Genomic DNA, 21829 nt, shown 5'->3' with positions numbered 1-21829 from the left:
TGCTAGATTGCTCGGCAGTGACACGGGGTGCCCGCACGGCGGGCTGAGAACACACCCGTCGAACCTGATCTCGATCATGCGAGCGAAGGGATGTCGCGATGAACGCGCGCACCGAAGCACACCTGTCCTCCCTCTCCCCCGCCGCCGCGCTGACGGCTCTGCGGGAGACCTCGCCCCTGGTGCAGTGCATCACCAATGCGGTGGTGACGAACTACACGGCGAACGCACTCCTGGCGGTGGGCGCCGCTCCCGCCATGTGCGACATCCCGGGCGAGGCCGGACTCTTCGCCGGCGTGGCCGACGGCGTGCTGGTGAACCTGGGCACCCCCACCGCCGAGCAGCGCGAGGCCGCCCGCGAAGCGGTGCGGGCCGGCACCCCGTGGGTGCTCGACCCGGTCGCGGTCGGCGTGCTGCCCGTGCGCACCGCTCTCGCCGCCGAACTGCTCGAGCACCGTCCCGCCATCGTCCGCGGCAACGCCTCCGAGATCCTCGCCGTGGCGGGCGAGGGCGGCGGCGGTCGCGGAGTCGATGCGACGGACGGGACGGATGCTGCGGCCGGCGCCGCGCGGTCGCTCGCGCTGCGCACCGGCGGCGTGGTGGCCGTGTCGGGACCGGTCGACCTCGTGACCGACGGCGAGCGGGTGGTCCGCATCCACGGCGGGGACGCGTTGCTCACGCGGGTCACCGGCGGCGGCTGTTCGCTCGGCGCGGTGATGGCCGCGCTCGTCGGCGTGTGCGCTCCCTTCGAATCGGCGGTGGCGGCATCCGTCCTCTACGCGGCCGCGTCGGAACGGGCTGCCGCCCGCGCGGAGGGACCGGGCACGTTCGCCGTGGCGTTCCTCGACGCGCTCGACGCCGTGGCCGCGGAACCGGCCGAGCTCGACGCGCGCGTCGCCGACGTGCTGGCGATCCGATGAGCGGGCTCGGCGCCCGCCTCGCGCTGCACCTCGTGACCGACGGCCGTCTGCCGTTCGACCGGCTGCTCGACGTGGTCGACGCCGCGGCGGGCGCGGGGGTCGACGTCGTGCAGCTGCGGGCGAAGTCGGTGACGGCTCGTGAGCTCATGCGCCAGGCGCGAGCCCTCTCGGACGTCATCGACCGCCGCTGCCTGCTCCTCATCAACGACCGCGTCGACGTGGCCGTCGCCGCCCGGGATGCCGGTGCCCGCGTCGACGGCGTCCACCTGGGACAGAGCGACCTCCCGCCCGAGACGGCACGGCGGCTGCTCGGGGCGCACGCCGTGATCGGATGGACCGCGAACTCCGCGGAGCACCGGGCCGCCGCGCATCTCCCCCGCCACGGCACGATCGACTACCTCGGCGTCGGCGTCATCCGGCCGACGTCGACGAAGCCCGACCACCCGCCGGCGCTCGGCGTCGAGGGCTTCGCCGCGTTCGCCGCGGGCACCGACCTGCCGTGCGTCGCGATCGGCGGGGTCGTCGAGTCGGATGTCGCGGCGCTCCGCGATGCCGGCGCCGCGGGCATCGCGGTCGTGTCCGCGATCTGCGGCGCGGACGACCCGGCGGCGGCCGCCCGCGCGCTGCGGGATGCGGCCGATGCGCCCTCGCTCGAGGGGGCCGCGCGGTGACCGACACGTCGCTGACCGCGCCCGCACCGACGCCGGTCCGCGCGGTGGCGATCCCGCGGGTGCTCAGCATCGCCGGCACCGACCCGACCGGCGGCGCCGGCGTGCAGGCGGACCTCAAGTCGATCGGCGCGCTCGGCGGCTACGGCATGGCCGTAGTCACCGCGCTCGTGGCTCAGAACACGCGCGGCGTGCGCGACGTGCACGTCCCCCCGACGACGTTCCTCGCCGCGCAGCTGGATGCCGTGTCGGACGACGTCGAGATCGACGCGGTCAAGATCGGCATGCTGCAGTCGGCGGAGATCATAGGCACCGTTCGGCAGTGGCTCGGGCGCGTGCGCCCGCCGATCGTGGTGCTCGATCCGGTGATGGTGGCAACGAGCGGCGACCGGCTGCTCGACCCCGCGGCCGAGGAGGCGCTCCGTGAGCTCGCCCGCGACGTCGATCTCGTGACGCCGAACCTCGCGGAGCTCGCGGTGCTCACCGGTCGCACCCGCGCGACCTCGTGGGCGCAGGCCGTCGTCGACGCGCAGACCCTCGCCCGCGACACCGGCACGACGGTGCTGCTGAAGGGCGGACACCTCGACGGTGCCGACTGCCCGGATGCGATCGTGGCGGCCCACGGCGCCGTGCACGAAGTCGGCGGCGCACGCGTCCAGACGCGTCACACCCACGGCACCGGGTGCTCGCTCTCGTCCGCGATGGCGACGCTCCGGGCGGGTGGCGGGACCTGGCCCGAGGCGCTTCAGCGCGCGAAGACGTGGCTGACCGGGGCGCTCGCCCGCGCCGACGCGCTGCGGGTGGGCGAGGGCAACGGTCCGATCGACCACTTCCACGAACTGCGGGGCGCAGCATCCTCGACCGTCCCTTCGTGGTCGGCACGCGTGTGGGAGGCCGCAGCACCAGTACGCGCGGACGTCGACGACCTCGACTTCGTGCGCGGGCTCGGCGACGGCACCCTGCCGCACGAGACGTTCCTGCGGTACCTCGCGCAGGATGCGCTCTACCTCGGCGAGTACTCGCGCGTACTGGCGAAGGCGAGCGCGCTCGCGCCGGCGTCGGAGGAGCAGGCGTTCTGGGCGCGTGCGGCGGAGTCCTCCGTCGTCGAGGAGCGCCGGCTGCACGAGTCCCACCTCGGCGCGACCGACGCAGCCCCGGCGCCGCAGACCCTCGCCTACACGAACCATCTCCACGCGTCGGCCCGGTCATACGCCGAGCTGGTCGCGGCGCTCCTCCCCTGCTTCTGGCTCTACACCGATCTCGGCATCCGCCTCGCCACCCGGCGGCACGACGAGCACCCGTACGACGACTGGCTCGCGATGTACGGCGACCCCGCCTTCACCGCGGCGACCGCCCGCGCGACCGAGATCGCCGATGCGGCGGCGCTCGAGGCCGGCCCGATCGAGCGGGCGCGCATGGACGCGGCGTTCGCACGCTCGATGGAGCACGAGCGGGACTTCTTCGCCCGCGCCTGACCGGGATCTGCCGCGAAAGACGGCGATCCGGCGGAAGCAGGACGGATCCACCAGGATCATCCGTCTTCCGCCGGATCTCCGACGCTCACGAGCGAGCTTCTAGACGTCGGCGCCGTGCTCCACGTCGGCGGCGCCGACGATGATCGGGATCGTCGAGGTGACGGTGGGCACCGAGGCCGACAGCAGCGAACCGTCCTCGCGGCGGGCGTCGCCGAGCTCGCGCAGCGACGGACGCCCCGGGATCACCGGGCCCTGCCCGTCGAGCGGCGCGACGACCTCTTCGCCCGCGCCGACCACGTAGCCCACGCCTCGTACGCTGAAGCCGACGGGGTCGCCCTCCGTGGCGCGCACACGCAGCTCCTCGCGGGTGACCGTGACGACCAGCCGCGTGCCGTGCCAGTGCAGGACGAACTCGAGCGACGGCCACGAGGCAGGAAGCCGTGGATTGAACGACAGCTCGCCGAAGTGGTCGCGCATGCCGCCGAATCCGGCGACGAGCGCGGTCCAGACGCCACCGGCCGAGGCCACGTGCACGCCGTCCGCGGCGTTGTGGTGCAGGTCGCCGAGGTCGACGAAGATCGACTGCCGGAAGTACTCGAGCGCGAGGTCCTGGTAGCCGACCTCGGCGGCGAGGATCGCCTGCACGACGGCCGACAGCGTCGAGTCGCCCGTCGTCAGCGGGTCGTAGTACTCGAAGTCGGCGAGCTTGTCCTCGTCGGAGAAGTGGTTGCCCTGCAGGAACAGGGCGAGCACGACGTCGGCTTGCTTGAGCACCTGGTACCGGTAGATCACCAGCGGGTGGAAGTGCAGCAGCAGGGGCCGCTTGTCGGGCGGGGTGTTCTCGAGGTCCCAGATCTCGCGCTCGAGGAACACATGATCCTGCGGATGGATGCCGAGGCTCGGGCTGAATGGGATGTGCATGGCTTCGGCAGCCCGCTCCCACGCCTCGGGCTCACCGGGCTCGAGGGCGAGGCGGTCGACCATCTGGCGGTAGACCTCGCCGTCGGCCTCCGCCATCTCCCGGATGGTGCGGGCGGCGAAGCGGAGGTTGAACCGCGCCATGACGTTCGTGAACAGGTTGTCGTTGACGACGGTGGTGTACTCGTCGGGCCCGGTGACGCCGTGGATGTGGAACGTGTCGCCCTCGCCGTCGACCACGCCGTCGTTCGAACGCCAGAAGCCGAGGGTCGCCCACAGCCGCGCCGTCTCGACGGCGATGTCGACGCCCTCGCGGAAGAGGAAGTCGTTGTCGCCGGTCGCCCGCACGTACTTCGCGAGCGCGAAGCTGACGTCGGCGTTGATGTGGTACTGCGCGGTGCCGGCGGCGTAGTAGGCGGATGCCTCTTCGCCGTTGATCGTGCGCCACGGGAACAGCGCGCCGGCCTCGTTGAGCTGGAACGCCCGGCGACGCGCGGCGGGCAGCATCAGGTACCGCATCCGCAGCGCGTTGCGGGCCCACAACGGCGTCGTGTACGCGAGGAACGGGAGCACGTAGATCTCCGTGTCCCAGAAGTAGTGCCCGGAGTACCCCGACCCCGTCATGCCCTTCGCGGGCACGCCCTGGCCGTCGGCACGCGCCGACGCCTGCGCGAGCTGGAACAGGCACCAGCGGGTCGCCTGCTGCAGGTCGTCGTGGCCGCCGATGCGCACGTCCGAGCGTTCCCAGAACGCGTCGAGCCACTCGCGCTGCTGCGCGCGGATCGCGTCGACGCTCTCGCCGAGGGCGCGGTCGAGGGTGCGGCGGCAGCGGTCGACGAGCTCGCGCGCGGGCACGCCTCGAGACGTGTGGTAGCTCACGAGCTTCGTGACGCGGATCGGCACGCCGGCCTTCGCGTTCACCCGGAAGACGTTCTTCGCGATGTCGGGCTCGATGAGCGTGCGCGAGGTGTACTCGTTCGCCGTCTCGACGAGGTGGTCGGCGACCACCGCGAGCGTCATGCCCGACTCGGTGGCGCGGTACGACAGGGCCGAGCGCAGCTTGTCCTGCCAGTACTCCTGCGGCTGCAGGACGCGCTCCTCGAGCTTCTCAGTCTTGCGCGGGTCGAACCCGGCTCGGCGCGGCGCCGCCGGCGTGCCGCCGTAGACGTCCTCGCCGTCCTGACGGTTGAGGATCTGGCAGCTCACGGTGACCGGCGCGTCGGCGTTCAGCACTGTCACGTCCACCGTCATGAGCGCGAGGTGCTTCTCCTCGAACGACACCAGGCGCTCGTAGTCGATCCGCACCTCCTTGCCCGACGGAGTGACCCAGAGGATGTGCCGGCGCTGCACGCCGTCGCGCATGTCGAGCGTCCGCTCGTACTCGCGCACGTCGGCGACGTCCAGCGACAGCGGCTCATCGTCGACGTAGACCCGCATCACCTTCGCGTCGGGGGCGTTGATGATCGTCTGCCCGACCTCGGCGAAGCCGTACGCCTGCTCGGCGTGACGGATCGGGAACGTCTCGTGGAACCCGTTGATGAACGTGCCGTGCTCGTGCGCGTGACGCCCCTCGGGCTGGTTGCCGCGCAGGCCCAGGTAGCCGTTGCCGACGGCGAACAGCGTCTCGGTGACGCCGGCGTCGTCGAGGCCGAACGACGTCTCGACGAGACGCCACGGGTCGACGGGGAACCGATCGCGATCGATCATCGTGCGAACTCCTCCAGATCCTTCACCACGACGTGCGCACCGGCGTCGACGAGGTCCTGCACCCCGACGCCCCGGTCGACGCCCACGACGAGCCCGAAGCCGCCGGCGGCGGCGGAGCGGACGCCGCTGATGGCGTCTTCGACCGCGGCGCTCCGCGCAGGATCGACCCCCAGCATCCGTGCCGCTTCGACGAACACGTCCGGTGCGGGCTTGGAGGCGAGGTGGTCGCGTTCGGCGATGACGCCGTCCATCACGACGGTGAAGCGATCACGGATGCCGGCTGCCGCCAGCACCTCCTCCGCGTTCTTGGAGCTCGACACCACCGCGACGGGCGTGCCCGCTTCGGCGAGCACGTCGAGGAGGCGCATCGACCCCGGGTACGGGGCGATGCCCTCGGCGCGGAGCACGCGCTCGAAGACGGCGTTCTTGCGGTTGCCGATGCCGCACACCGTGTCGGCGGTCACCGGGTCGGACGGGTGGCCCCAGGGCACCTCGACGTCGCGCGAGCGCAGCAGGCTCGCGACGCCGTCGTAGCGCTTCTTGCCGTCGAGGTGGTCGAAGTAATCGCGCTCCGTGTACGGCGGGGTGATGTCCCACGCTGCGAAGAGCTCCTCGAACATCGTCTGCCACGCGTGCATGTGCACTTCGGCTGTGGGCGTGAGGACGCCGTCCAGATCGAACAGCACGGCGTCGTAAGCGGTCAGATCGGGCAGTGCGTCGTCAGCCACAGAACCTCCGGAAGCGAGTACGGATGCTTCGGCACTGCGTCGCGCCGTCCAGCAAGCGTAATGCGGGCGCGTGTCCGGTCGACACCCCGTGTCGGTTAAGTCCGGGCGACGCTCAGAGTCTGCCGCGCGATCTCGAGCTCCTCGTCGGTCGGGACGACGAGGACGGTCACGGCCGAGGCATCCGTCGAGATGATCCGGATGCCGCGCTCACGGCTCTCGTTGCGCTCGGGATCGATCTCGACACCCGCGAATCCGAGGGTCTCGAGGGCGCCCGCGCGCACGGCCGGGGCGTTCTCGCCCACGCCCGCGGTGAACGAGATCACGTCGGCGCCGCCGAGCTGCGCGAGGTAGGCGCCCGCGTAGGCGCGCAGCCGGTGCACGTAGACCTCGAACGCAAGGATCGCGCGCTCCTCCCCGCGTTCGATCGCCGCGCGGATGTCGCGCAGGTCGTTGGAGCCCGCGAGCCCGAGGAGGCCGCTGCGCTTGTTGAGCAGCTCGTCGAGGTCCTCGACGGTCATGCCTGCGCGCCGTTCGAGCTGGAACAGCACGGCCGGGTCGATGTCGCCCGAGCGGGTGCCCATGACGAGCCCCTCGAGCGGCGTGAAGCCCATCGACGTGTCGATCGAGCGTCCGCCGTCGATCGCGGTGACCGACGCCCCGTTGCCGAGGTGGAACACGATCTGCTTGAGCTCGCCCAGCGGTCGCCCGAGGAACGCCGCCGCCGCTTCGCTGACGAACTTGTGCGACGTGCCGTGGAATCCGTAGCGGCGGATGCGATGGGATGCCGCGACCTCGGCGTCGATCGCGTAGGTGTAGGCCGCGGGAGCCAGGGTCTGGTGGAAGGCGGTGTCGAAGACGGCCACGTGCGGCACGTCGGGGAAAGCCGCGCGTGCGGCCACGATTCCGGCGAGGTTCGCGGGGTTGTGCAGAGGCGCGAGAACCGACAGCTCGTCGATGTTGATCTCGACGAGCGGCGTGATGAGCGTCGGCTCGAAGAAGCGCGCACCGCCGTGCACGACGCGATGGCCCACGGCCACGGGCGGCGTCTCGGCGAGCGACGGGCCGTCCGACGCGAATGCTTCGAGCATCACGCCGAAGCCCGCGGTGTGGTCGGGGATCGGAAGCTCACGGGTACGCGTCGCGTCGAGGAAGGCCGGCGAGGGGCCGTCAGTCGGCGTCGCGTACACGGTGTGTCGCGCGACGCCGATCGGATCGCCGATGCGCTCGACGAGTCCGGATGCGAGCGTGCGCTCGGTGTCCATGTCGAGGAGCTGGTACTTGAACGACGACGAGCCGCTGTTGATGACGAGCACGGGGGTCATCGGCCGTTCCCTTCTTCCTCCGGTCGCTGTCTCAGCGACCGGCCTCCTGCGCCTGGATCGCGGTGATCGCGATCGTGTTGACGATGTCGTCGACCAGCGCGCCGCGCGACAGGTCGTTGATCGGCTTGTTGAGGCCCTGCAGCACCGGCCCGATCGCGACGGCGCCCGCCGAACGCTGCACCGCCTTGTACGTGTTGTTGCCGGTGTTGAGGTCGGGGAAGACGAAGACCGTCGCGCGTCCCGCGACCGCCGACCCCGGCATCTTCGCCGCCGCCACCGCGGCATCGGCCGCCGCGTCGTACTGGATCGGCCCTTCCACGAGGAGCTCCGGGGCTCGCGAGCGGACGAGGGCCGTCGCATCCCTCACCTTCTCGACGTCGGCGCCCGATCCGGACTCCCCCGTCGAGTACGAGAGCATCGCCACGCGCGGGTCGATCCCGAACTGGGAGGCGGTCGCCGCCGACGAGATGGCGATGTCGGCGAGCTGCTCGCTCGTCGGGTCGGGGATGACGGCGCAGTCGCCGTAGACCAGCACGCGGTCGGCCAGCGCCATGAGGAAGACGCTCGACACGACGGAGACGCCGGGCTTGGTCTTGATGATCTCGAACGCCGGGCGGATCGTGTGCGCCGTCGTGTGCGCGGCGCCCGACACCATGCCGTCGGCGAGCCCGAGGTGCACCATCATCGTGCCGAAGTACGAGACATCCGTGACGGTGTCGGCCGCCTGCCCCACGGTGACGCCCTTGTGCGCGCGCAGGCGCGCGTACTCCTCGGCGAACTTGTGGACGTGGACGGCGTCCAGCGGCGACAGCACCTCAGCGCCCTGGATGTCGATACCCAGCTCGATCGCGCGGGCACGAACTTCGAACGGCTCGCCCAGGATGACGAGGTCCGCGATGCCGCGCTTGAGCACCGTCGCCGCGGCCCGCAGCACGCGGTCGTCGTCGCCCTCGGGGAGCACGATGCGCTTGCGCTGCGCGCGCGCCCGCTCGATGAGCTGGAACTCGAACATGAGCGGCGTGACGACCGTGGCGCGCGCCAGGCCGAAGGCGACGAGGAGCTCGTCGGTGTCGACGCTCTGCTCGAAGAGGGCGAGCGCCGTGTCGTACCGGCGCTGCGAGTCGGCGGCGAGGCGGCCCCGGGTGCCCATGATGCGTACGGCGGTCTCGTAGGTGCCGAGCTCGGTCGTGATGATCGGCACGCTCGAGCCGAGGCCGTCGATCAGGCGCGTGACGGGCTCGGGCAGCTCGAAGCCGCCGTTGAGCACGATGCCGGAGATCGAAGGGAAGGTCCCCGACGCGTTCGCGAGCAGCGTCGCCAGGAGCACCTCGGAGCGGTCCGCGGGGATGATGACGACGGCGCCCTCCAGCAGACGCGGCAGCACGTTCACCATCGACATGCCCGCGACCACCACCGCGAGCGCCTCGCGCGTGAGCCGGCCGGCATCGCCGGCGAGCATCTCTCCGTCGACCGAGCGCATGATGCCGCGGATCGACGGCGCCACCAGGAACCGGTCCTCCGGGATCGCCCAGACCGGCACGGGCGCGGCGGGCGCGGCGCCTTGGTGCGCGTGGATCGAGCGGCGGATGGCGTCGAGGGTCTCATCGGCGCGCTCCGCGTCGGCGCGGTTCGCGACGACGGCGAACAGCTTCGCGCGGCCGTGGGCGAGCTCGGCGAGCGCGAGGTCGGCGATCTGCCCCATCTCGGCGGGCGTGCGCGCGAGCGACGAGCCGAGCTGCTCGGGCTGCGTCTGGTTCTGCGCCGAGCGGCCGCCGAGCACCAGCAGCACCGGAGCCCCGAGGTTCGCCGCGATGCGGGCGTTGTAGGCGAGCTCGGCGGGGCTCCCCACATCGGTGTAGTCGCTGCCGACGATGACGACGGCGTCGCACTGGGCTTCGACGGCCTTGTAGCGCTCGACGATCGTCGCGAGCGCAGCATCCGGATCATGCCGCACGTCGTCGTAAGTGACGCCGATGCAGTCGTCGTACGGAAGATCGACGCCGTCGTGGTCGAGCAGCATCTCGAGCACGTAGTCGCGCTCGACGGTCGACCGGGCGATCGCCCGGAACACCCCCACCCGCGGCGTCGCGTGGCTCAGCGCATCGAGCACCCCGAGCGCGACCGTTGACTTCCCCGAGTGGCCTTCTGCCGACGTGATGTAGATGCTCTGCGCCACGCGACCAGCCTATGGGCGGGACGGATGCCGCGGCCAGGCGTGCCACCGGATCAAAAGCAGCGCGCCGCCCCGAGGCCGCGTCCGCAGCCGCCCGCGGATACCCTCGACGGCATGCACGAACCTCGTCCCGGAATCGACGTCCCCGATCACCGCGGCCGGACCGGCCTCGACCGGACGGGGCGTGAGCTCGACCGCAACCGGGATGTGCGGGTGACCGACGTCGAGGTGCTCGCATCGGCATGGCACGTGCTGCGGCGCACCACGCTGGAGTACCGCGGGCCGTCCGGCCGCTGGGAGACCCAGCAACGCGAGACGTACGACCGCGGCAACGGCGCGACGGTGCTGCTCTACGACCCGGCCCGGCGCACGGTGCTGCTCACCCGTCAGTTCCGCTACCCCGTCTACGTCAACGACCACCCCGACGGCATGCTGATCGAGACGGCCGCAGGGCTCCTCGACGAGGACGATCCCGCCACCGCGATCCGGCGCGAGGCCGTCGAGGAGACCGGTGTCGACATCGGCGAGCTCGAGCACGTGTGGGACGTCTACATGAGCCCCGGCTCGGTCACGGAGCGGCTGCACTTCTTCGCGGCGCCCTACGATGGCGCGGCCGGGGTCGGCGAGCGCGGCGGCCTGGCGGAGGAGGGCGAGCACATCGAGCTGCTCGACCTCGGCATCGAGGAGGCTCTCGCGATGGTCCGCGACGGGCGGATCCAGGATGCGAAGTCCATCATGCTGCTGCAGTGGTCGGTGCTGGAGGGCCCCTTCGCCCGGGAAAATTAAGACTCTCCGCGAACCCGGCAGAGCCTGGTTACCCTTGCTACGTTTCCGTCCTGGGGGAGTTGGCCTGGATGCCGCCTCGCGGAGAGCTGGGTCCAGTCTAACCCGACCGACGGGCACGGCCGGACCGCTCGCGTCGCACGCGGGGGCGTCCAGGGTTCTCCCAGCGCGATCGATACCGATCCGATAACGGCGCGATTAGGATCGGTCCCGTGGGCGAGGGAGCCCGCACCCCACCCGCGACCCGCTCGTTCGAGGGCGGAACAGGAGCCGGCGATGGTCGATACCGCGATGACGGATGCTGCATCGAAAGGCTCGGGTGCGCTCGGGGCCACAACGGCCGAGGGGTTCGCCCGCGTCACCGACGCGATCCTCGATGCGGTCGGCAGCGTCATCGACGGCAAGCCGGACGCGGTGCGCAGCGCCCTGGTGTGCTTCCTCGCCGAGGGGCACCTCCTCATCGAGGACGTGCCCGGCGTCGGCAAGACCATGCTCGCGCGCGCGCTCGCGACCAGTGTGGATGCCACGGTCCGTCGCATCCAGTTCACGCCCGATCTGCTGCCCGGCGACGTCACCGGCGTGAGCGTGTTCAACCCGCTCGACCGCGAGTTCGAGTTCAAGCCGGGTGCGATCTTCGCGAACATCGTCATCGCCGACGAGATCAACCGCTCCTCCCCGAAGACGCAGTCCGCGCTCCTGGAGGCCATGGAGGAGCGCCAGGTCACCGTGGACGGGCGCACGCACTTCGTGCCCGAGCCGTTCCTCGTCGTCGCGACGCAGAACCCGCTCGAGATGGAGGGCACCTACGCCCTCCCCGAGGCGCAGCGCGACCGTTTCATGATGCGCATCTCGATGGGCTACCCCGACCCGCGGTCGGAGGCCCTCATGCTGCGCCAGCGCGACACGGTCAACCCGCTCGACGAGCTCACGCCGGTCGTCTCGGCCGAGGAGGTCGCGAGCCTCGTCGCGTGGGCGCGGGCCGTGCACGTCGCACCCGCGATCGAGGACTACGCCGTCGCCCTCGCACAGGCGACCCGCACGCACAGCGATCTGCGCCTGGGCGCCAGCCCCCGCGCGACGCTGCAGCTGGTTCGCGCGGCCAAGGTGTGGGCCGCGCTCGACGGGCGTGCCTTCGTCATCCCCGACGACATCACGGCGCTCCTCGCCCCGGTGTTCGCGCACCGGCTCATCCCGACCCGCGCCGCGGGCGGCGCCCGGGGGTCGAGCGCCGCAGATGCGATCGCGACGATCCTCGAGCGCATCGCCGCGAGCGTGCGGGTGCCGATCGCCGCACGTCAGTGAGAGACCGATGAGAAGCGTGTGGCCGCTGACCGTCCGGGGCACCGGAGCGCTGGTCCTCGCGATCGCGTGCTTCATCGTGGCGAACGAGGCGAGCATCGTCGAGCTGATGTACTTCGGCATCCTGCTGCTGGCGGTCGTCATCGCGAGCATCGCGTCGCTGTACGTCGGGCGCCGCTCCGACGCGGTCACGCGGGCGCTCACCCCGGACGTCGTCCCGGTCGGAGGCGACGCACGCGTGTCGGTGCGCGTCGAGGTGCGCACGGCGCTGCCCACCGCACCGGGAACGTGGCGCGATGCCCTGCCCAAGGGGCTGCGCGGCAAGGCGGAGGGCGCCTTTCCCGCACTCGGCTCGGGGCTGCGCGGCGGCGAGCGCGGCGGCGCGCGCAGCATCGACCTGGTGTACGCCGTCACCGGCGCGAGGCGCGGAGTCCACTCGCTCGGACCGCTCACCGTGCGGTCGTCGGATCCGTTCGGTCTCGCGCGACGCACGGTCGTGTTCAGCCAGCGCACGCCGGTCACCGTGGCGCCGGCGATCGTCGAGCTGCCGCCGCTCGTGGATTACGCCGGCGCCACCGGCGGAATGCTGCACACGACGACCGACCAGCTCGGCCAGGGCGCCGACAACCTCGTCGCGCGGCCCTACGCCCCAGGTGACTCGATGCGGCGCATCCACTGGCGGGCTACCGCCCACCGCGACGAGCTCATGGTGCGCCAGGAGGAGCAGGAGTCCACACCCGAGGCCACCGTCGTGATCGACCGCGCCGCGCTGCGCTGGTCTCCCGAGGCCCTGCGCGCTCCCGGCGCCGACCCCGGCTTCGAAGCCGGCATCTCGGCCTGCGTCTCCGCGGTCGCGCGCCTCGTGCACGACGGCTACGCCGTCGAGGTGCTCGACACGGAGGGAACGGTGCTCGTCGACCGGATCGACGGCGGGGACATGACCGAGGTCGACGCGATGCTCGTCCACTTCGCCACGATCACCGCCCACCGCGACGACGCCCTCCCCCGCCTGTCGCGGCTGTTCGCGGGGGCGTCGACGGGTCCGATCGTGCTCATCGTGGGGCGGCTCGACCCGACCGACGCGGTGGCCATCGGCCCGGTCTCGCACCACAGCACGCTCCCCCTCCTGCTGTCCGCGTCGCCGATGGGCGACGGACTCGACATCGCCGCGGATCACGGCTGGCACGTTGCGGCGATCGGTCCCGACCGCGACCTGGGTCACGCGTGGGCGAACGCGATCGGACGGGGGGTGCACCATGTCTTCGGCTGAGACAGGGCGCCAGGTGCGTGCGCGCGGCGGTGAGCGGCTCCTGACGTTCGCGATCCTCGCGGCGCTGCTCGCGGCGCTGCTGCCGGTCGTCCGGGTCATCGAGCCCGGGTGGTGGCTCGTCGCGGCCCTCGCGCTGTCGGCCTTGGTGCTCGCCGCCGGATACGCCTCCCGCCTCTACCGCCTCCCCGCGGTCGCGGTGACCCTCATCGAGGTCGCGGTGTGGGTCGTGTTCATGACGCTGATCTTCCTGCGAGACACCGCCCTGCTGTGGGTGATCCCGACGCTCGACACCTTCCGGGCCGTGCCGATGCTGGTGCAGGCCGCGATGGAGGAGATCGCGATCGGCGCGGCGCCCCTCGAGCCGACGCTTTCGCTGGCGTTCGTCGTGGTGGGATCGATGGGACTCCTCACGATCATCGTCGATCACGTCGTGGTGACCGCGCGGATGCCGCTGCTCGCCTCCGTCGGCATCGTCGCGGTGTCGCTCATCCCGGCGATCGCCGCGCCGAGCAAGGTCGACGTCATCGGATTCGTGTTCCTCGCGGTCACGATCCTGTTCCTCCTGCGCTCCGAGACGCGCTCGCGCGAGAAGCCGGTCGAGCGCGAGGCGGAGCGCACCGCCGGCGTCCCCGCGACGGCACTCGGCATCGGCGCGATCGCGATCGTCGTGGCCGTCGTGGCGACGCCGGTGCTGCCACAGCCCGGCGCGCGGGCCGGGTCGGGTCTCGGACCCGGACCGGGGATCGATGCCACGTTGCGGCTCGGCGAGGACCTTCGGCGCCCGCAGGAGACGGAGGTGCTCCGGCTGCGCACTGACGCCCCCTCGGTGCCCTACCTGCGCGCGACGACCGTTACCCGACTGGACGGCGAAGCGTGGGAATCCGATCGTTCGCAGACCGTGTCGTTCCAGAGCGAGCGGGCGTTCGGTGTCGTCGACTCGGACGACGACGTCCGCATCGGCGAGTACACGGCGAAGGTCGACATCGTGAATCTCGATTCCCAGTGGGCGCCTGTCCCGTACCCCGTGGTCGGGATCACCGGCCTCGGCGGCGGCCTCTGGGGGGCGGTCCCCTACAACCACACGGTGGCCACGACGGGCGGCTCGACCCAGGGGCAGTCCTACGAGGTGGCTTTCGACGTCCCGCGCCCGTCGCTCGAGCAGGTCCGTGCGGCGGTGTCGGTGGGCTCGCAGGTTCGGGACGAGACGACCGAGCTGCCGGTCGATATGCCGCCCATCATCGGAGAGCTCGCCAGCCAGGTCACGGCTGACGCCACCTCGGATTACGACAAGCTGGCTGCGCTGCAACGGTGGTTCCGGGGCACCGAGTTCCGGTACTCCCTCGAGGCGCCGGTCGAGGACGGGTTCGACGGCACCGGCGCCGAGGCCGTCGCGCGATTCCTCGAGGTGCGCGAGGGGTACTGCATCCACTTCGCGGCGGCGTTCGCGCTGATGGCCCGAACGCTCCACATGCCGACGCGCGTCGTGATCGGGTATCTGCCCGGGACCCCGACCACAGACAGCATCGACGGCCAGCCCGTCTTCTCGGTGTCGAGCTCGCAGCTGCACGCCTGGCCCGAGGTGTACTTCGAGGGGATCGGGTGGATCCCGTTCGAGCCGACCTCCGGCCTCGGGGTCCCCACGACCTTCTCGTCGGAGCTCACGATTCCTGGCCAAACCGCGGACCCCAACGCCGCGACTCCGCAGACGAACCCGACCCCCACGGCCCGGGGCGACCAGGCGCAGATCGACCTCGAGGAGCAGCGGCAGAACGCGTCGGACGGCACGTCGCAGGACGCCCTCGACCCGCTGCCGATCCTCGGTGTGGTCGCGGCCATGATCGTGCTCCTCGCACTCCCCTTCCTCATCCGGGAGCTGCGCCGCCGTCAGCAGGATGCCGCCGCCCGGGGCGGCGACGCGGCGGCCGCGTGGCAGTCGGTCCAGGAGGCCGCGATCGACGTCGGCATCCCCGTGCCCGCCAGCGAGACCCCTCGCGCGTTCGCCGGCAGGCTCGTCGCCGAGCACAGGGTCGCCGCATCCGAGATGAACACGGTCCTGCTCGCGATCGAACGAGCCAGCTACTCGCGTGCCGGCACCCGCTCGTACTGGATGGGTGACGCGGCAGCCGATGCCGCAGCATCCGTCCGCACTTCCTTGCTCGCATCCGTGCCGCCTTCGCGCCGCATCCTCGCGCTGCTGGCACCGCGTTCGCTCGTGATCCGGCCCGGCAGCGTGTACGCGGGGACCGCCCCGGTTCGGGCACGGTAGCGGAGCAGGGTAGGATGGTCGGCGGCCCTCCGGGGCCTCCTGGAGGATTCGCCTAGTGGCCTATGGCGCACGCTTGGAAAGCGTGTTGGGTGCAAGCCCTCGGGGGTTCGAATCCCCCATCCTCCGCACCTGTGATCCCAGTGTTTTCAAGGGATCGCGACTCCTTCGAAATCTCGTGGCACAGTTGGTGACACAGTTATCGTTCACATTTGGTCTCCGAGAGGCCCGGAATTCCACGGATCTCGACCCGACTGATGCGCCGGTTGCGACATGACCGCCTCATGTCGCAACCGGCGCTAGCGGTTTTCGGACATGCGACCGATCGTGGCGCCACGTTCGACACGCCCGAGAAGCACGAACTTCCACGGGTCCGCGCAGCACGGAGCGAGACGACCAACCCTGCCGTGGCGCCCTCCGACCGCGAGAGCGTAGCGGACCGGGGCAGTTGCGTGTCCGCCGTTCGCTCTTTGCAGACTCCACTCTCCGCTGCGCTCCGAGCTCCGCCTATCAACCGCTCACAACGCGCACTCCACCGCCCCCGCCCGCTGGGCCAGCTGGTTGTCGGAGCGGTGTCAGGACTGAGCCAGTTCAGATTGGCTGTTCGACCGCCACGGGTGCGAGGAGAGCGCCGACGAGGTCGGCGGCGCCGCGCTGCAGCGTCTTCACGGCGTGCGAGTAGGTGTTGAGCGTGGTCTGGATGTCGGCGTGCCCCAGCCGCTCCGAGACGATCTTGGGATGCACGCCCGCACGCAGCAGCAGCGTGGCGTGGGTGTGCCGCAACTCATGAAGGTGCAGCGCATCGAGATCCGGGTGCGCCTCGACCGCTTTGGCGACGCGCTCCCGCCACTGGCGCGAGAACTGGGTCGGATTGTGTGGCTCCCCGTAACGGTTGCAGAAGATCAGGTGCTCGCCTCGCGCATGCTCCGGGGAGACGGCGCGGAGCATCTCATGCTTTGCCCGGGACGTGTCCGCGAGGCGGGCGTCGATGTCGACGTTGCGAACACGACCGCTCTTGGTGGCTCGGAAGTCGATCACCGGCCTGCTGCCCGCTTCCTTCAGGTAAGACAGATCGTGATCACGTTGTTGTCGAGAGCGAGGTCTTTCCATCGGAGGCCCGTGATCTCGGCGCGTCGGGCCGACTCCCCGCCGGTCGTGCATCGTACTCGTCGATTGGGTACGGGTCGGCTCGACCGTAGAGGGGTCCATCGACGGGCCATGCGTGGAAGCGACCCGTCGAAGTTCGTGGTCTGCGGCGCGCGATCACCGGTTGCTCACCGTTCGTTGGGGATGTCGGCGCGCCATGGATCGTTCTTGTGGCGATCGCCCTCATCCCGGCAACGTTCGCCATCACTCTGGCGTGTGCCCTCCCGCTGTTCGTCTGGCTCATGGAGGCTCTGCTCCTTCGCGTCGGGAACCGCGGCCAGTGCCGCGGGATGCGGTCAGGCGGCGGGCGCGGTGGCCGGAGTCAGCACGATGAGCGGACTGTGCGCGATCATCTCGTCGACATCGTCTCTGCGCCATCGGCGTGCGGCGGCCTCGATGAGCGGCCGAGCTTCGTGGGGATCGGTGATTACCCGTGCCGTGGCAGCAACGTCCGCCTCGATGCCCTTCTTCAAATGCACGATGACGTTGGGGTCTGCGGTGATGTTGTGTATCCAGTCCCTTGTGCGGTCTCGACGCGGCATCCCGGTGATGAACAGCACGCCGTCCTCCTCGTGCAGGAAGATCTCGATGCGGCGAGGTAGCCCGCTACGGCGACCGGTCGTCGTCAAGTCGATGAGCTGACTTCGGTGCAGGGCGGTGGTGACGTCGTTGTTCACACGTGTTGAAGCAATCTCGTTGCGGCAGACATTCCAAAGCGATCGGTGAGACATTCCGGGCGCAACGCTGATGGCCAACGTCCCCGGCAGCAAAGCCACGTCTGTCGCCAGCGGGTCGTTGGGCGTTCAAGCCGGGTGGGTGGCTGCGCGTGTTCTTCGTGTGCGCCGGTCTTCGAGGATGACGCTGATGAGCACGGCGACCGAGAGGACGATCGTGATGATCTGGGTGACGCCGGCCGCGGTGGCGGTGCTGTCGTCGTTTCCGGCGGTGAGCCAGCGTCCCCAGTCGCCGAGCCCGTGCAGCATGATCGGGGCCCAGAGTGTTCCTGTGGCTCGGAGGGCTGCGTAGAACAGCACGCCCTCCATTGCCGTCACGCCGACCTGGAAGGCGATGTAGCCGACCGGGACGCCGGCCAGCGCACTTCCGAAGGTGTGTGCGAGGCCGAAGGTGATCGCGGTGACCAGGAGGGTGACGGTTTCGCCGTGGTGGGCGCGGACGGATTCGAGCAGGATGCCACGGCAGAACAGTTCCTCGCCGAGCCCGACGAGCAGATAGCAGATCAACCCGACAAGGATGTAAGACGCCGACAGTTGCGCCCACGGCGTGGCGATGAGCAGCGCCACGATCTGTGCGGCGATCGCCAGCGGGACCAGCAGCATCCACCATCGCCGCGGTTTGGTGTGGTGGATCGGCGGGTCGGTCCAGATGTCGTGCCACCACCCCGACCGCCAGGCGAACAGCAGTCCCGCGCCGATCGCGATCGGCAGCGGGATCAGGTGACTCGCTGCCAGTTCGATCACCGGATCCGGGTCGGCGCCGAGGACCGCGTCGACGAGCAACCCGCCGCCGGCGGCGATCAGCACGTACACGAGAACGGCGACCAGCCCCACCCACAGGACGCGGGGAACCCGATCTCGTGTAGGGATCTCCTGGGCCGCCTGCTGAGTCATCCGAGCTCCTCCCGCAGCCGAACCGGCCGCGTCCTCATCTGTCCGACCTCAGCCTGGCACACGGAGTCAACGCCGGAAGGACGCGGTCACAGGCCGGTGCCGGAGCGGGCAGCCGATACGGTGTCAGCAGAAAGCCCCTCCTCGGAAAGGTTCTGCATGCGCGTGACTCCCCGTGTCTGGATCGGCTTCGCGATCTGGGTCGGCTACATCATCATCATCGTCAGCGTCACCCTGCTGTCCGGGGTCCCGTTCCCTGATATCGGTACGTCCGCCGACGCAACCTGGCGGGGCGCGGTGATGGACCTCGCCGTCGCAGCCGTCGCCCTGGTCATCGTCGCGACGCTGCTGGGCTGGTGGCGCCCTGCACTTTTCGAACAGCAGCGATCCCGCCATAAGTGGCCCATCTTCGTGCCGATCATCATGCTCGCCGCCGCGATCCTCAACATCTTCGCCACCGACTGGTCGCAGTTCGACGCCTCCTTCGTGCTCTCCCTGCTCGCGCTCGGTGTGCTGGTCGGCTTCTGCGAGGAGCTGATGGCGCGCGGTCTCGTACTCACCGCATTCCGCGCGCGACTGGCAGAAGGATGGGTGTGGTTCCTCTCCAGCGCGCTGTTCGGACTGATGCATCTGGCCAACGCCCTCCTCGGCGCACCGCTGCTCAGCTCGCTCCAGCAAGCAGGTCTCGCATTCGCATCCGGAACCGCGTTCTACATCGTCCGCCGCGTCACCGGATCCCTCATCTGGGCGATGCTCCTCCACGGACTCTGGGACGTGTCCGTCTTCGCCGTCGGCCACGCCCCCGCAACGGCCCCGTTCGGAGCGTTCCTCGCCCCCGTCGTCGGCATCCTCTCCCTCGCCGTCGTCTACTGGGTCATCACAGGCACCCACGAACGAGCGACAAGAAAGCCGGTCACCGCCAGCGTCAGCTAGTCAATCCAAGGGGCACTTGGGCGCCACACCCGGTCGACGATGGACTGCACGCGCCAGCCTGCGTTGTGCCTGCGCCACCCGGTCGGCCAGGGCGCGCATGACGGTGGGGCTCCGCGCGGAGCAGTGGCTAGTTTGGAAGCAGACGGGAGCCGGGCCGTGATGGACGAGGATGAGCGGTTGAGCGCAGCTGTGCTGACTTACGTCGGCTACGACGGGCGCTGACCGCTCATCAACTTGCCACACCCCAGCACCATTGCCGGTCGGTCGAAGGGCACAGAGTGCGCCGTGCTTGCGTCAACCACGTGTGACGTGGCCAGTGTCAGCGCGACGGCTGCCGAGATGCAATGTGTCGGGGTTTGAGGGATCGGCCCCGTTGAACGTGACCCTGCGTCGACGCCTCTGCCGGAGGCTCGGAGTTGTGTTGCAGCGTGATCTGCTCGGCGTGGGGCTCCTGTGGGGATGATCGTCGGTTCATCCCCGGACGTTACGCCTCCAACATGTACGACCTCACAGGGTCGCTACGCGAGCCCGTCAGCGCTCGCGAGTGTCTGTGGCGTCAAGAGGGCCGTCGCGCCGAGCACCTCGACGCCGAGCAGTCGGCCTTTGGAATCGAAGTCCAACACGATCGTTCCCTGTGCGCGCTCGATGAGCACGTTCTCGACCGATTCACCCGCACCGATCGTGGGCGCGACTGAGAAGTAAGCGGCGTCAGCCGAATCGTCGACGGTGAATCGGCGCTCGGTCATGAATCGAAGGTACCGAGACGCCGCGCGGAACCCGGTAGCTGAGCGCGCGGATTCTCGGCTTGGCTCGTGGTGTGATCCGCTATGGTGCCGCGGCGGACACGGCGACTGCGTTCTTGTCGATGACGAACCGCAGCACTGAGCCATCCGCGCTGCGCTCCATCGTGGCGGGCGCGCCTGCGGACTCGCACGCGACCGCGCCCGAACCGCCGGCCGATGACCCCATGACGATACATCTGCCGCTCCCGTCGGCAAGGGGCGCAATCCACGGCTCGAGGCCGGCGACGCTCTGGAAGCCCTGGATCAGATCGGCGTCTATTCCTTGATCCTCAAGCCACATGTACCAACCGAGCAGACTCTTCACCGTTAGACAGGGGTCCGGCTCCAGCGTCAGGTACTCGCCGGGCGCGGGAGCGTCTGCCGGGGGAAGCGACGCCCTGGGAAACTCGGCAGGCTCGCACGACTCGGGTGGCATCGTCGGGGTGGGGCTTGGGGGTATACCCGACGCGCCTGGTTCCTCCTCGGAGCGGTCCGTGGGCGATGCGGATGCGACGATGACGTCCGCGTCGGTCGTCGCCGAGCACCCCGTCAGCAGGGCGACGATTACTGCGACGGCGACTCGGGCGGGCCAGGTCGCCGTCACTGTCGGTCCGCGTTGATTGGTGTCTGCCATGGTCGGCCTTCTCATGGGCCAGGCGGCATCTTGATCAACCGACGCCAATAGCCACCTCGGGCTCAGCTGAGAGAAGCGTGCCACTCGGTGCGAGACCCCGCAACGGGGCCACGATTCAAGAGCCCGCGCGCGTATTCGCCGTACAACGTGCGAATGCCCCAACTCACATCAGGAGGGACCGTACGCATGCCGGTCCCCCGCCGCGCGGATCCGGTCGTGTGAAGCGCGCTGAAGGGGATGAGGGGTGGCGGCGAACTTCTCGGCCCGTTACAACTCACTTCATCTCCGCTAGAGCGTGATCTCTACGTCTGCCTTCTGGTTCCCTCCACACCGGGCGGTGCCGTCGACTCGTGTCCATTCAACGTCGACCGATCCTTCCTGCACCGTGTCTCCCGTGATGTCGGTGATCCGGTAGCCCAGGTGCGGCGGCGCATCGAGCAGAGTGGCCGTCCATCCTTCCTCACTGTTGCCATCCAGCTGGAAGATCCCGGTTGACAGCGGGGTCGCCGTCGACCCGACCTCAACCGGCATCTCGACGGGACCGGGCACGCAATCCGCCCCGCTGCAGAGCTCCAGCCGTAGGCCTTCGGCCGGCTCAGAGAGCTGAACTTAGGCAACGCTGCTGTAGCCGATCGCGGGGCATGCGAACGGCGTAGGAGACCCGGCGCAACCTACCAACGCAATTAGCGCAGCCATCATCACGAGCGAAAACACAAACCTGCGCACGCGAGCCAGTCTTGTGGCCCTTTCGGTCCGCATGCGGAATCGTTACGAGCCCGGAACGTGATCGCGGAAGGGTCCTCCTCCATGCAATCGAAGGGCCGTCCGGGACCCGATCACCGAGCACGAGTTCCATGACGGCGTTCGATCTCTTCACATGTCGGCGCGCGTCTTCCGCCATTCGATCAGAGCGCGAGCCGTCAGAAGTGCCGCGGCGGAGAACACGATCACGACCGACGTGACTGACCACCAGACGGGCTGCATACTCACGAGCAACAGGAGTCCCCCCACCAAGAACAACAAGCCGCCCAACAGATATCGGTGCGACGTCGTCATGCTCACACCCTAGTTCGACATCGCTCGTATGCGGGTCGGCGGATTCAAGCGGTCATCGCAACAGGACAGATCTGATGATCTCATTCGGGGTCTGAAACTCGAGCCGCTTGCGGGGCCGGTCGTTGAGCTC

General features: G+C 69.9%; 19 protein-coding genes, 1 tRNA gene, 1 other RNA gene and 1 riboswitch. Of the genes, 9 read left to right on the top strand and 12 right to left on the bottom strand.

Annotated features, from left to right (window positions below; all coding sequences use genetic code 11):
- Window positions 1-13 precede the first annotated feature (13 nt).
- A riboswitch (TPP riboswitch) is annotated at window positions 14-108 on the top strand.
- The 3 genes from thiM (at window position 99) to thiD (ending at window position 3060) form a co-directional block, all read left to right on the top strand.
- Complete coding sequence (thiM, locus tag ACFC1K_RS16470) at window positions 99-917, top strand: hydroxyethylthiazole kinase (RefSeq protein WP_310292393.1); 819 nt, start codon at window positions 99-101, stop codon at window positions 915-917. It overlaps the preceding riboswitch by 10 nt.
- Window positions 914-1588: a thiamine phosphate synthase gene (gene thiE / locus ACFC1K_RS16465; RefSeq protein ID WP_375872439.1), complete on the top strand. Its 675-nt coding sequence runs from the start codon at window positions 914-916 to the stop codon at window positions 1586-1588. The genes thiM and thiE overlap by 4 nt, the downstream gene beginning before the upstream one ends.
- Complete coding sequence (gene thiD / locus ACFC1K_RS16460; protein WP_375872438.1) at window positions 1585-3060, top strand: bifunctional hydroxymethylpyrimidine kinase/phosphomethylpyrimidine kinase; 1476 nt, start codon at window positions 1585-1587, stop codon at window positions 3058-3060. The genes thiE and thiD overlap by 4 nt, the downstream gene beginning before the upstream one ends.
- 99 nt (window positions 3061-3159) lie before the next feature.
- Here the strand turns inward: thiD and ACFC1K_RS16455 are convergent, their stop codons facing one another.
- From ACFC1K_RS16455 to pta, 4 genes are all read right to left on the bottom strand, one after another.
- The gene (locus tag ACFC1K_RS16455; protein ID WP_310292388.1) at window positions 3160-5685 is read right to left on the bottom strand and encodes a glycosyl hydrolase family 65 protein; all 2526 of its coding nucleotides are present in this window, start codon (window positions 5683-5685) and stop codon (window positions 3160-3162) included.
- Window positions 5682-6413 (bottom strand): HAD family hydrolase, encoded by a 732-nt coding sequence (locus tag ACFC1K_RS16450; RefSeq protein WP_375872437.1) that lies wholly within the window; start codon window positions 6411-6413, stop codon window positions 5682-5684. Before ACFC1K_RS16450 ends, ACFC1K_RS16455 begins: the two co-directional genes overlap by 4 nt.
- 95 nt (window positions 6414-6508) lie before the next feature.
- Window positions 6509-7735, bottom strand: coding sequence for an acetate/propionate family kinase (locus ACFC1K_RS16445; protein ID WP_375872436.1), 1227 nt, complete (start codon window positions 7733-7735; stop codon window positions 6509-6511).
- Between the two features lie 31 nt (window positions 7736-7766).
- A complete protein-coding gene (gene pta, locus ACFC1K_RS16440; protein ID WP_375872435.1) occupies window positions 7767-9911 on the bottom strand; it encodes a phosphate acetyltransferase in 2145 nt (714 codons plus the stop codon).
- Between the two features lie 111 nt (window positions 9912-10022).
- Between pta and ACFC1K_RS16435 the strand changes: the two genes are divergently transcribed.
- Window positions 10023-10694: an NUDIX domain-containing protein gene (locus ACFC1K_RS16435; protein WP_375872434.1), complete on the top strand. Its 672-nt coding sequence runs from the start codon at window positions 10023-10025 to the stop codon at window positions 10692-10694.
- On the opposite strand, the gene ffs is transcribed toward ACFC1K_RS16435, so the two are convergent.
- Window positions 10689-10785: signal recognition particle sRNA small type (ffs, locus tag ACFC1K_RS16430), an RNA gene on the bottom strand. The two genes, ACFC1K_RS16435 and ffs, sit on opposite strands and share 6 nt — an antisense overlap.
- A 182-nt stretch (window positions 10786-10967) precedes the next feature.
- On the opposite strand from ffs, the gene ACFC1K_RS16425 reads away from it, so the two are divergent.
- The 4 genes from ACFC1K_RS16425 (at window position 10968) to ACFC1K_RS16410 (ending at window position 15652) form a co-directional block, all read left to right on the top strand.
- A complete protein-coding gene (locus tag ACFC1K_RS16425) occupies window positions 10968-11993 on the top strand; it encodes an AAA family ATPase (protein ID WP_375872433.1) in 1026 nt (341 codons plus the stop codon).
- Between the two features lie 7 nt (window positions 11994-12000).
- Complete coding sequence (locus tag ACFC1K_RS16420; protein WP_375872432.1) at window positions 12001-13260, top strand: DUF58 domain-containing protein; 1260 nt, start codon at window positions 12001-12003, stop codon at window positions 13258-13260.
- Window positions 13247-15526 carry a transglutaminaseTgpA domain-containing protein gene (locus ACFC1K_RS16415; protein ID WP_375872431.1) on the top strand — a complete coding sequence of 760 codons (2280 nt, stop codon included), beginning with the start codon at window positions 13247-13249 and terminating at the stop codon, window positions 15524-15526. The genes ACFC1K_RS16420 and ACFC1K_RS16415 overlap by 14 nt, the downstream gene beginning before the upstream one ends.
- Window positions 15527-15567: 41 nt before the next feature.
- Window positions 15568-15652, top strand: a tRNA-Ser gene (locus ACFC1K_RS16410).
- A gap of 462 nt (window positions 15653-16114) precedes the next feature.
- Here ACFC1K_RS16410 and ACFC1K_RS16405 read toward each other — a convergent pair.
- The 3 genes from ACFC1K_RS16405 to ACFC1K_RS16395 form a co-directional block, all read right to left on the bottom strand.
- Entirely contained in the window at window positions 16115-16561 is a 447-nt protein-coding gene (locus tag ACFC1K_RS16405) for a tyrosine-type recombinase/integrase (protein ID WP_375872430.1), read from the bottom strand.
- Between the two features lie 404 nt (window positions 16562-16965).
- Window positions 16966-17445: a nitroreductase family deazaflavin-dependent oxidoreductase gene (locus ACFC1K_RS16400; RefSeq protein ID WP_375872429.1), complete on the bottom strand. Its 480-nt coding sequence runs from the start codon at window positions 17443-17445 to the stop codon at window positions 16966-16968.
- A 27-nt stretch (window positions 17446-17472) separates the two neighbouring features.
- Complete coding sequence (locus ACFC1K_RS16395; RefSeq protein WP_375872428.1) at window positions 17473-18297, bottom strand: lysostaphin resistance A-like protein; 825 nt, start codon at window positions 18295-18297, stop codon at window positions 17473-17475.
- Window positions 18298-18453: 156 nt separating this feature from the next.
- Between ACFC1K_RS16395 and ACFC1K_RS16390 the strand changes: the two genes are divergently transcribed.
- Complete coding sequence (locus ACFC1K_RS16390) at window positions 18454-19227, top strand: lysostaphin resistance A-like protein (protein ID WP_375872427.1); 774 nt, start codon at window positions 18454-18456, stop codon at window positions 19225-19227.
- 518 nt (window positions 19228-19745) lie between these two features.
- Here ACFC1K_RS16390 and ACFC1K_RS16385 read toward each other — a convergent pair.
- From ACFC1K_RS16385 to ACFC1K_RS16370, 4 genes are all read right to left on the bottom strand, one after another.
- A complete protein-coding gene (locus tag ACFC1K_RS16385; RefSeq protein WP_375872426.1) occupies window positions 19746-19973 on the bottom strand; it encodes a DUF2283 domain-containing protein in 228 nt (75 codons plus the stop codon).
- A gap of 79 nt (window positions 19974-20052) precedes the next feature.
- Window positions 20053-20643 carry a hypothetical protein gene (locus ACFC1K_RS16380; protein WP_375872425.1) on the bottom strand — a complete coding sequence of 197 codons (591 nt, stop codon included), beginning with the start codon at window positions 20641-20643 and terminating at the stop codon, window positions 20053-20055.
- Window positions 20644-20931: 288 nt separating this feature from the next.
- Window positions 20932-21192 (bottom strand): hypothetical protein, encoded by a 261-nt coding sequence (locus ACFC1K_RS16375; RefSeq protein ID WP_375872424.1) that lies wholly within the window; start codon window positions 21190-21192, stop codon window positions 20932-20934.
- Window positions 21193-21516: 324 nt separating this feature from the next.
- The gene (locus ACFC1K_RS16370; protein ID WP_375872423.1) at window positions 21517-21699 is read right to left on the bottom strand and encodes a hypothetical protein; all 183 of its coding nucleotides are present in this window, start codon (window positions 21697-21699) and stop codon (window positions 21517-21519) included.
- Window positions 21700-21829: the final 130 nt, after the last annotated feature.

This window comes from Microbacterium sp. NPDC056057 (assembly GCF_042266945.1).
Classification (GTDB): Bacteria; Actinomycetota; Actinomycetes; order Actinomycetales; family Microbacteriaceae; genus Microbacterium; species Microbacterium trichothecenolyticum_C.
The sequence above is the reverse complement of the archived record's forward strand: the minus strand, read 5'-3'. Positions and strand labels throughout refer to the sequence as shown.

Excerpts from the sequence above, each read along its gene's own strand:
- thiM (WP_310292393.1), top strand. The coding sequence starts at position 99 with ATGAACGCGCGCACCGAAGCACACCTGTCCTCCCTCTCCCCCGCCGCC.
- thiE (WP_375872439.1), top strand. The coding sequence starts at position 914 with ATGAGCGGGCTCGGCGCCCGCCTCGCGCTGCACCTCGTGACCGACGGC.
- ACFC1K_RS16455 (WP_310292388.1), bottom strand. The coding sequence starts at position 5,685 with ATGATCGATCGCGATCGGTTCCCCGTCGACCCGTGGCGTCTCGTCGAG.
- ACFC1K_RS16445 (WP_375872436.1), bottom strand. The coding sequence starts at position 7,735 with ATGACCCCCGTGCTCGTCATCAACAGCGGCTCGTCGTCGTTCAAGTAC.
- ACFC1K_RS16435 (WP_375872434.1), top strand. The coding sequence starts at position 10,023 with ATGCACGAACCTCGTCCCGGAATCGACGTCCCCGATCACCGCGGCCGG.
- ACFC1K_RS16425 (WP_375872433.1), top strand. The coding sequence starts at position 10,968 with ATGGTCGATACCGCGATGACGGATGCTGCATCGAAAGGCTCGGGTGCG.
- ACFC1K_RS16420 (WP_375872432.1), top strand. The coding sequence starts at position 12,001 with ATGAGAAGCGTGTGGCCGCTGACCGTCCGGGGCACCGGAGCGCTGGTC.
- ACFC1K_RS16415 (WP_375872431.1), top strand. The coding sequence starts at position 13,247 with ATGTCTTCGGCTGAGACAGGGCGCCAGGTGCGTGCGCGCGGCGGTGAG.
- ACFC1K_RS16395 (WP_375872428.1), bottom strand. The coding sequence starts at position 18,297 with ATGACTCAGCAGGCGGCCCAGGAGATCCCTACACGAGATCGGGTTCCC.
- ACFC1K_RS16390 (WP_375872427.1), top strand. The coding sequence starts at position 18,454 with ATGCGCGTGACTCCCCGTGTCTGGATCGGCTTCGCGATCTGGGTCGGC.
- ACFC1K_RS16385 (WP_375872426.1), bottom strand. The coding sequence starts at position 19,973 with ATGACCGAGCGCCGATTCACCGTCGACGATTCGGCTGACGCCGCTTAC.
- ACFC1K_RS16380 (WP_375872425.1), bottom strand. The coding sequence starts at position 20,643 with ATGGCAGACACCAATCAACGCGGACCGACAGTGACGGCGACCTGGCCC.
- ACFC1K_RS16370 (WP_375872423.1), bottom strand. The coding sequence starts at position 21,699 with ATGACGACGTCGCACCGATATCTGTTGGGCGGCTTGTTGTTCTTGGTG.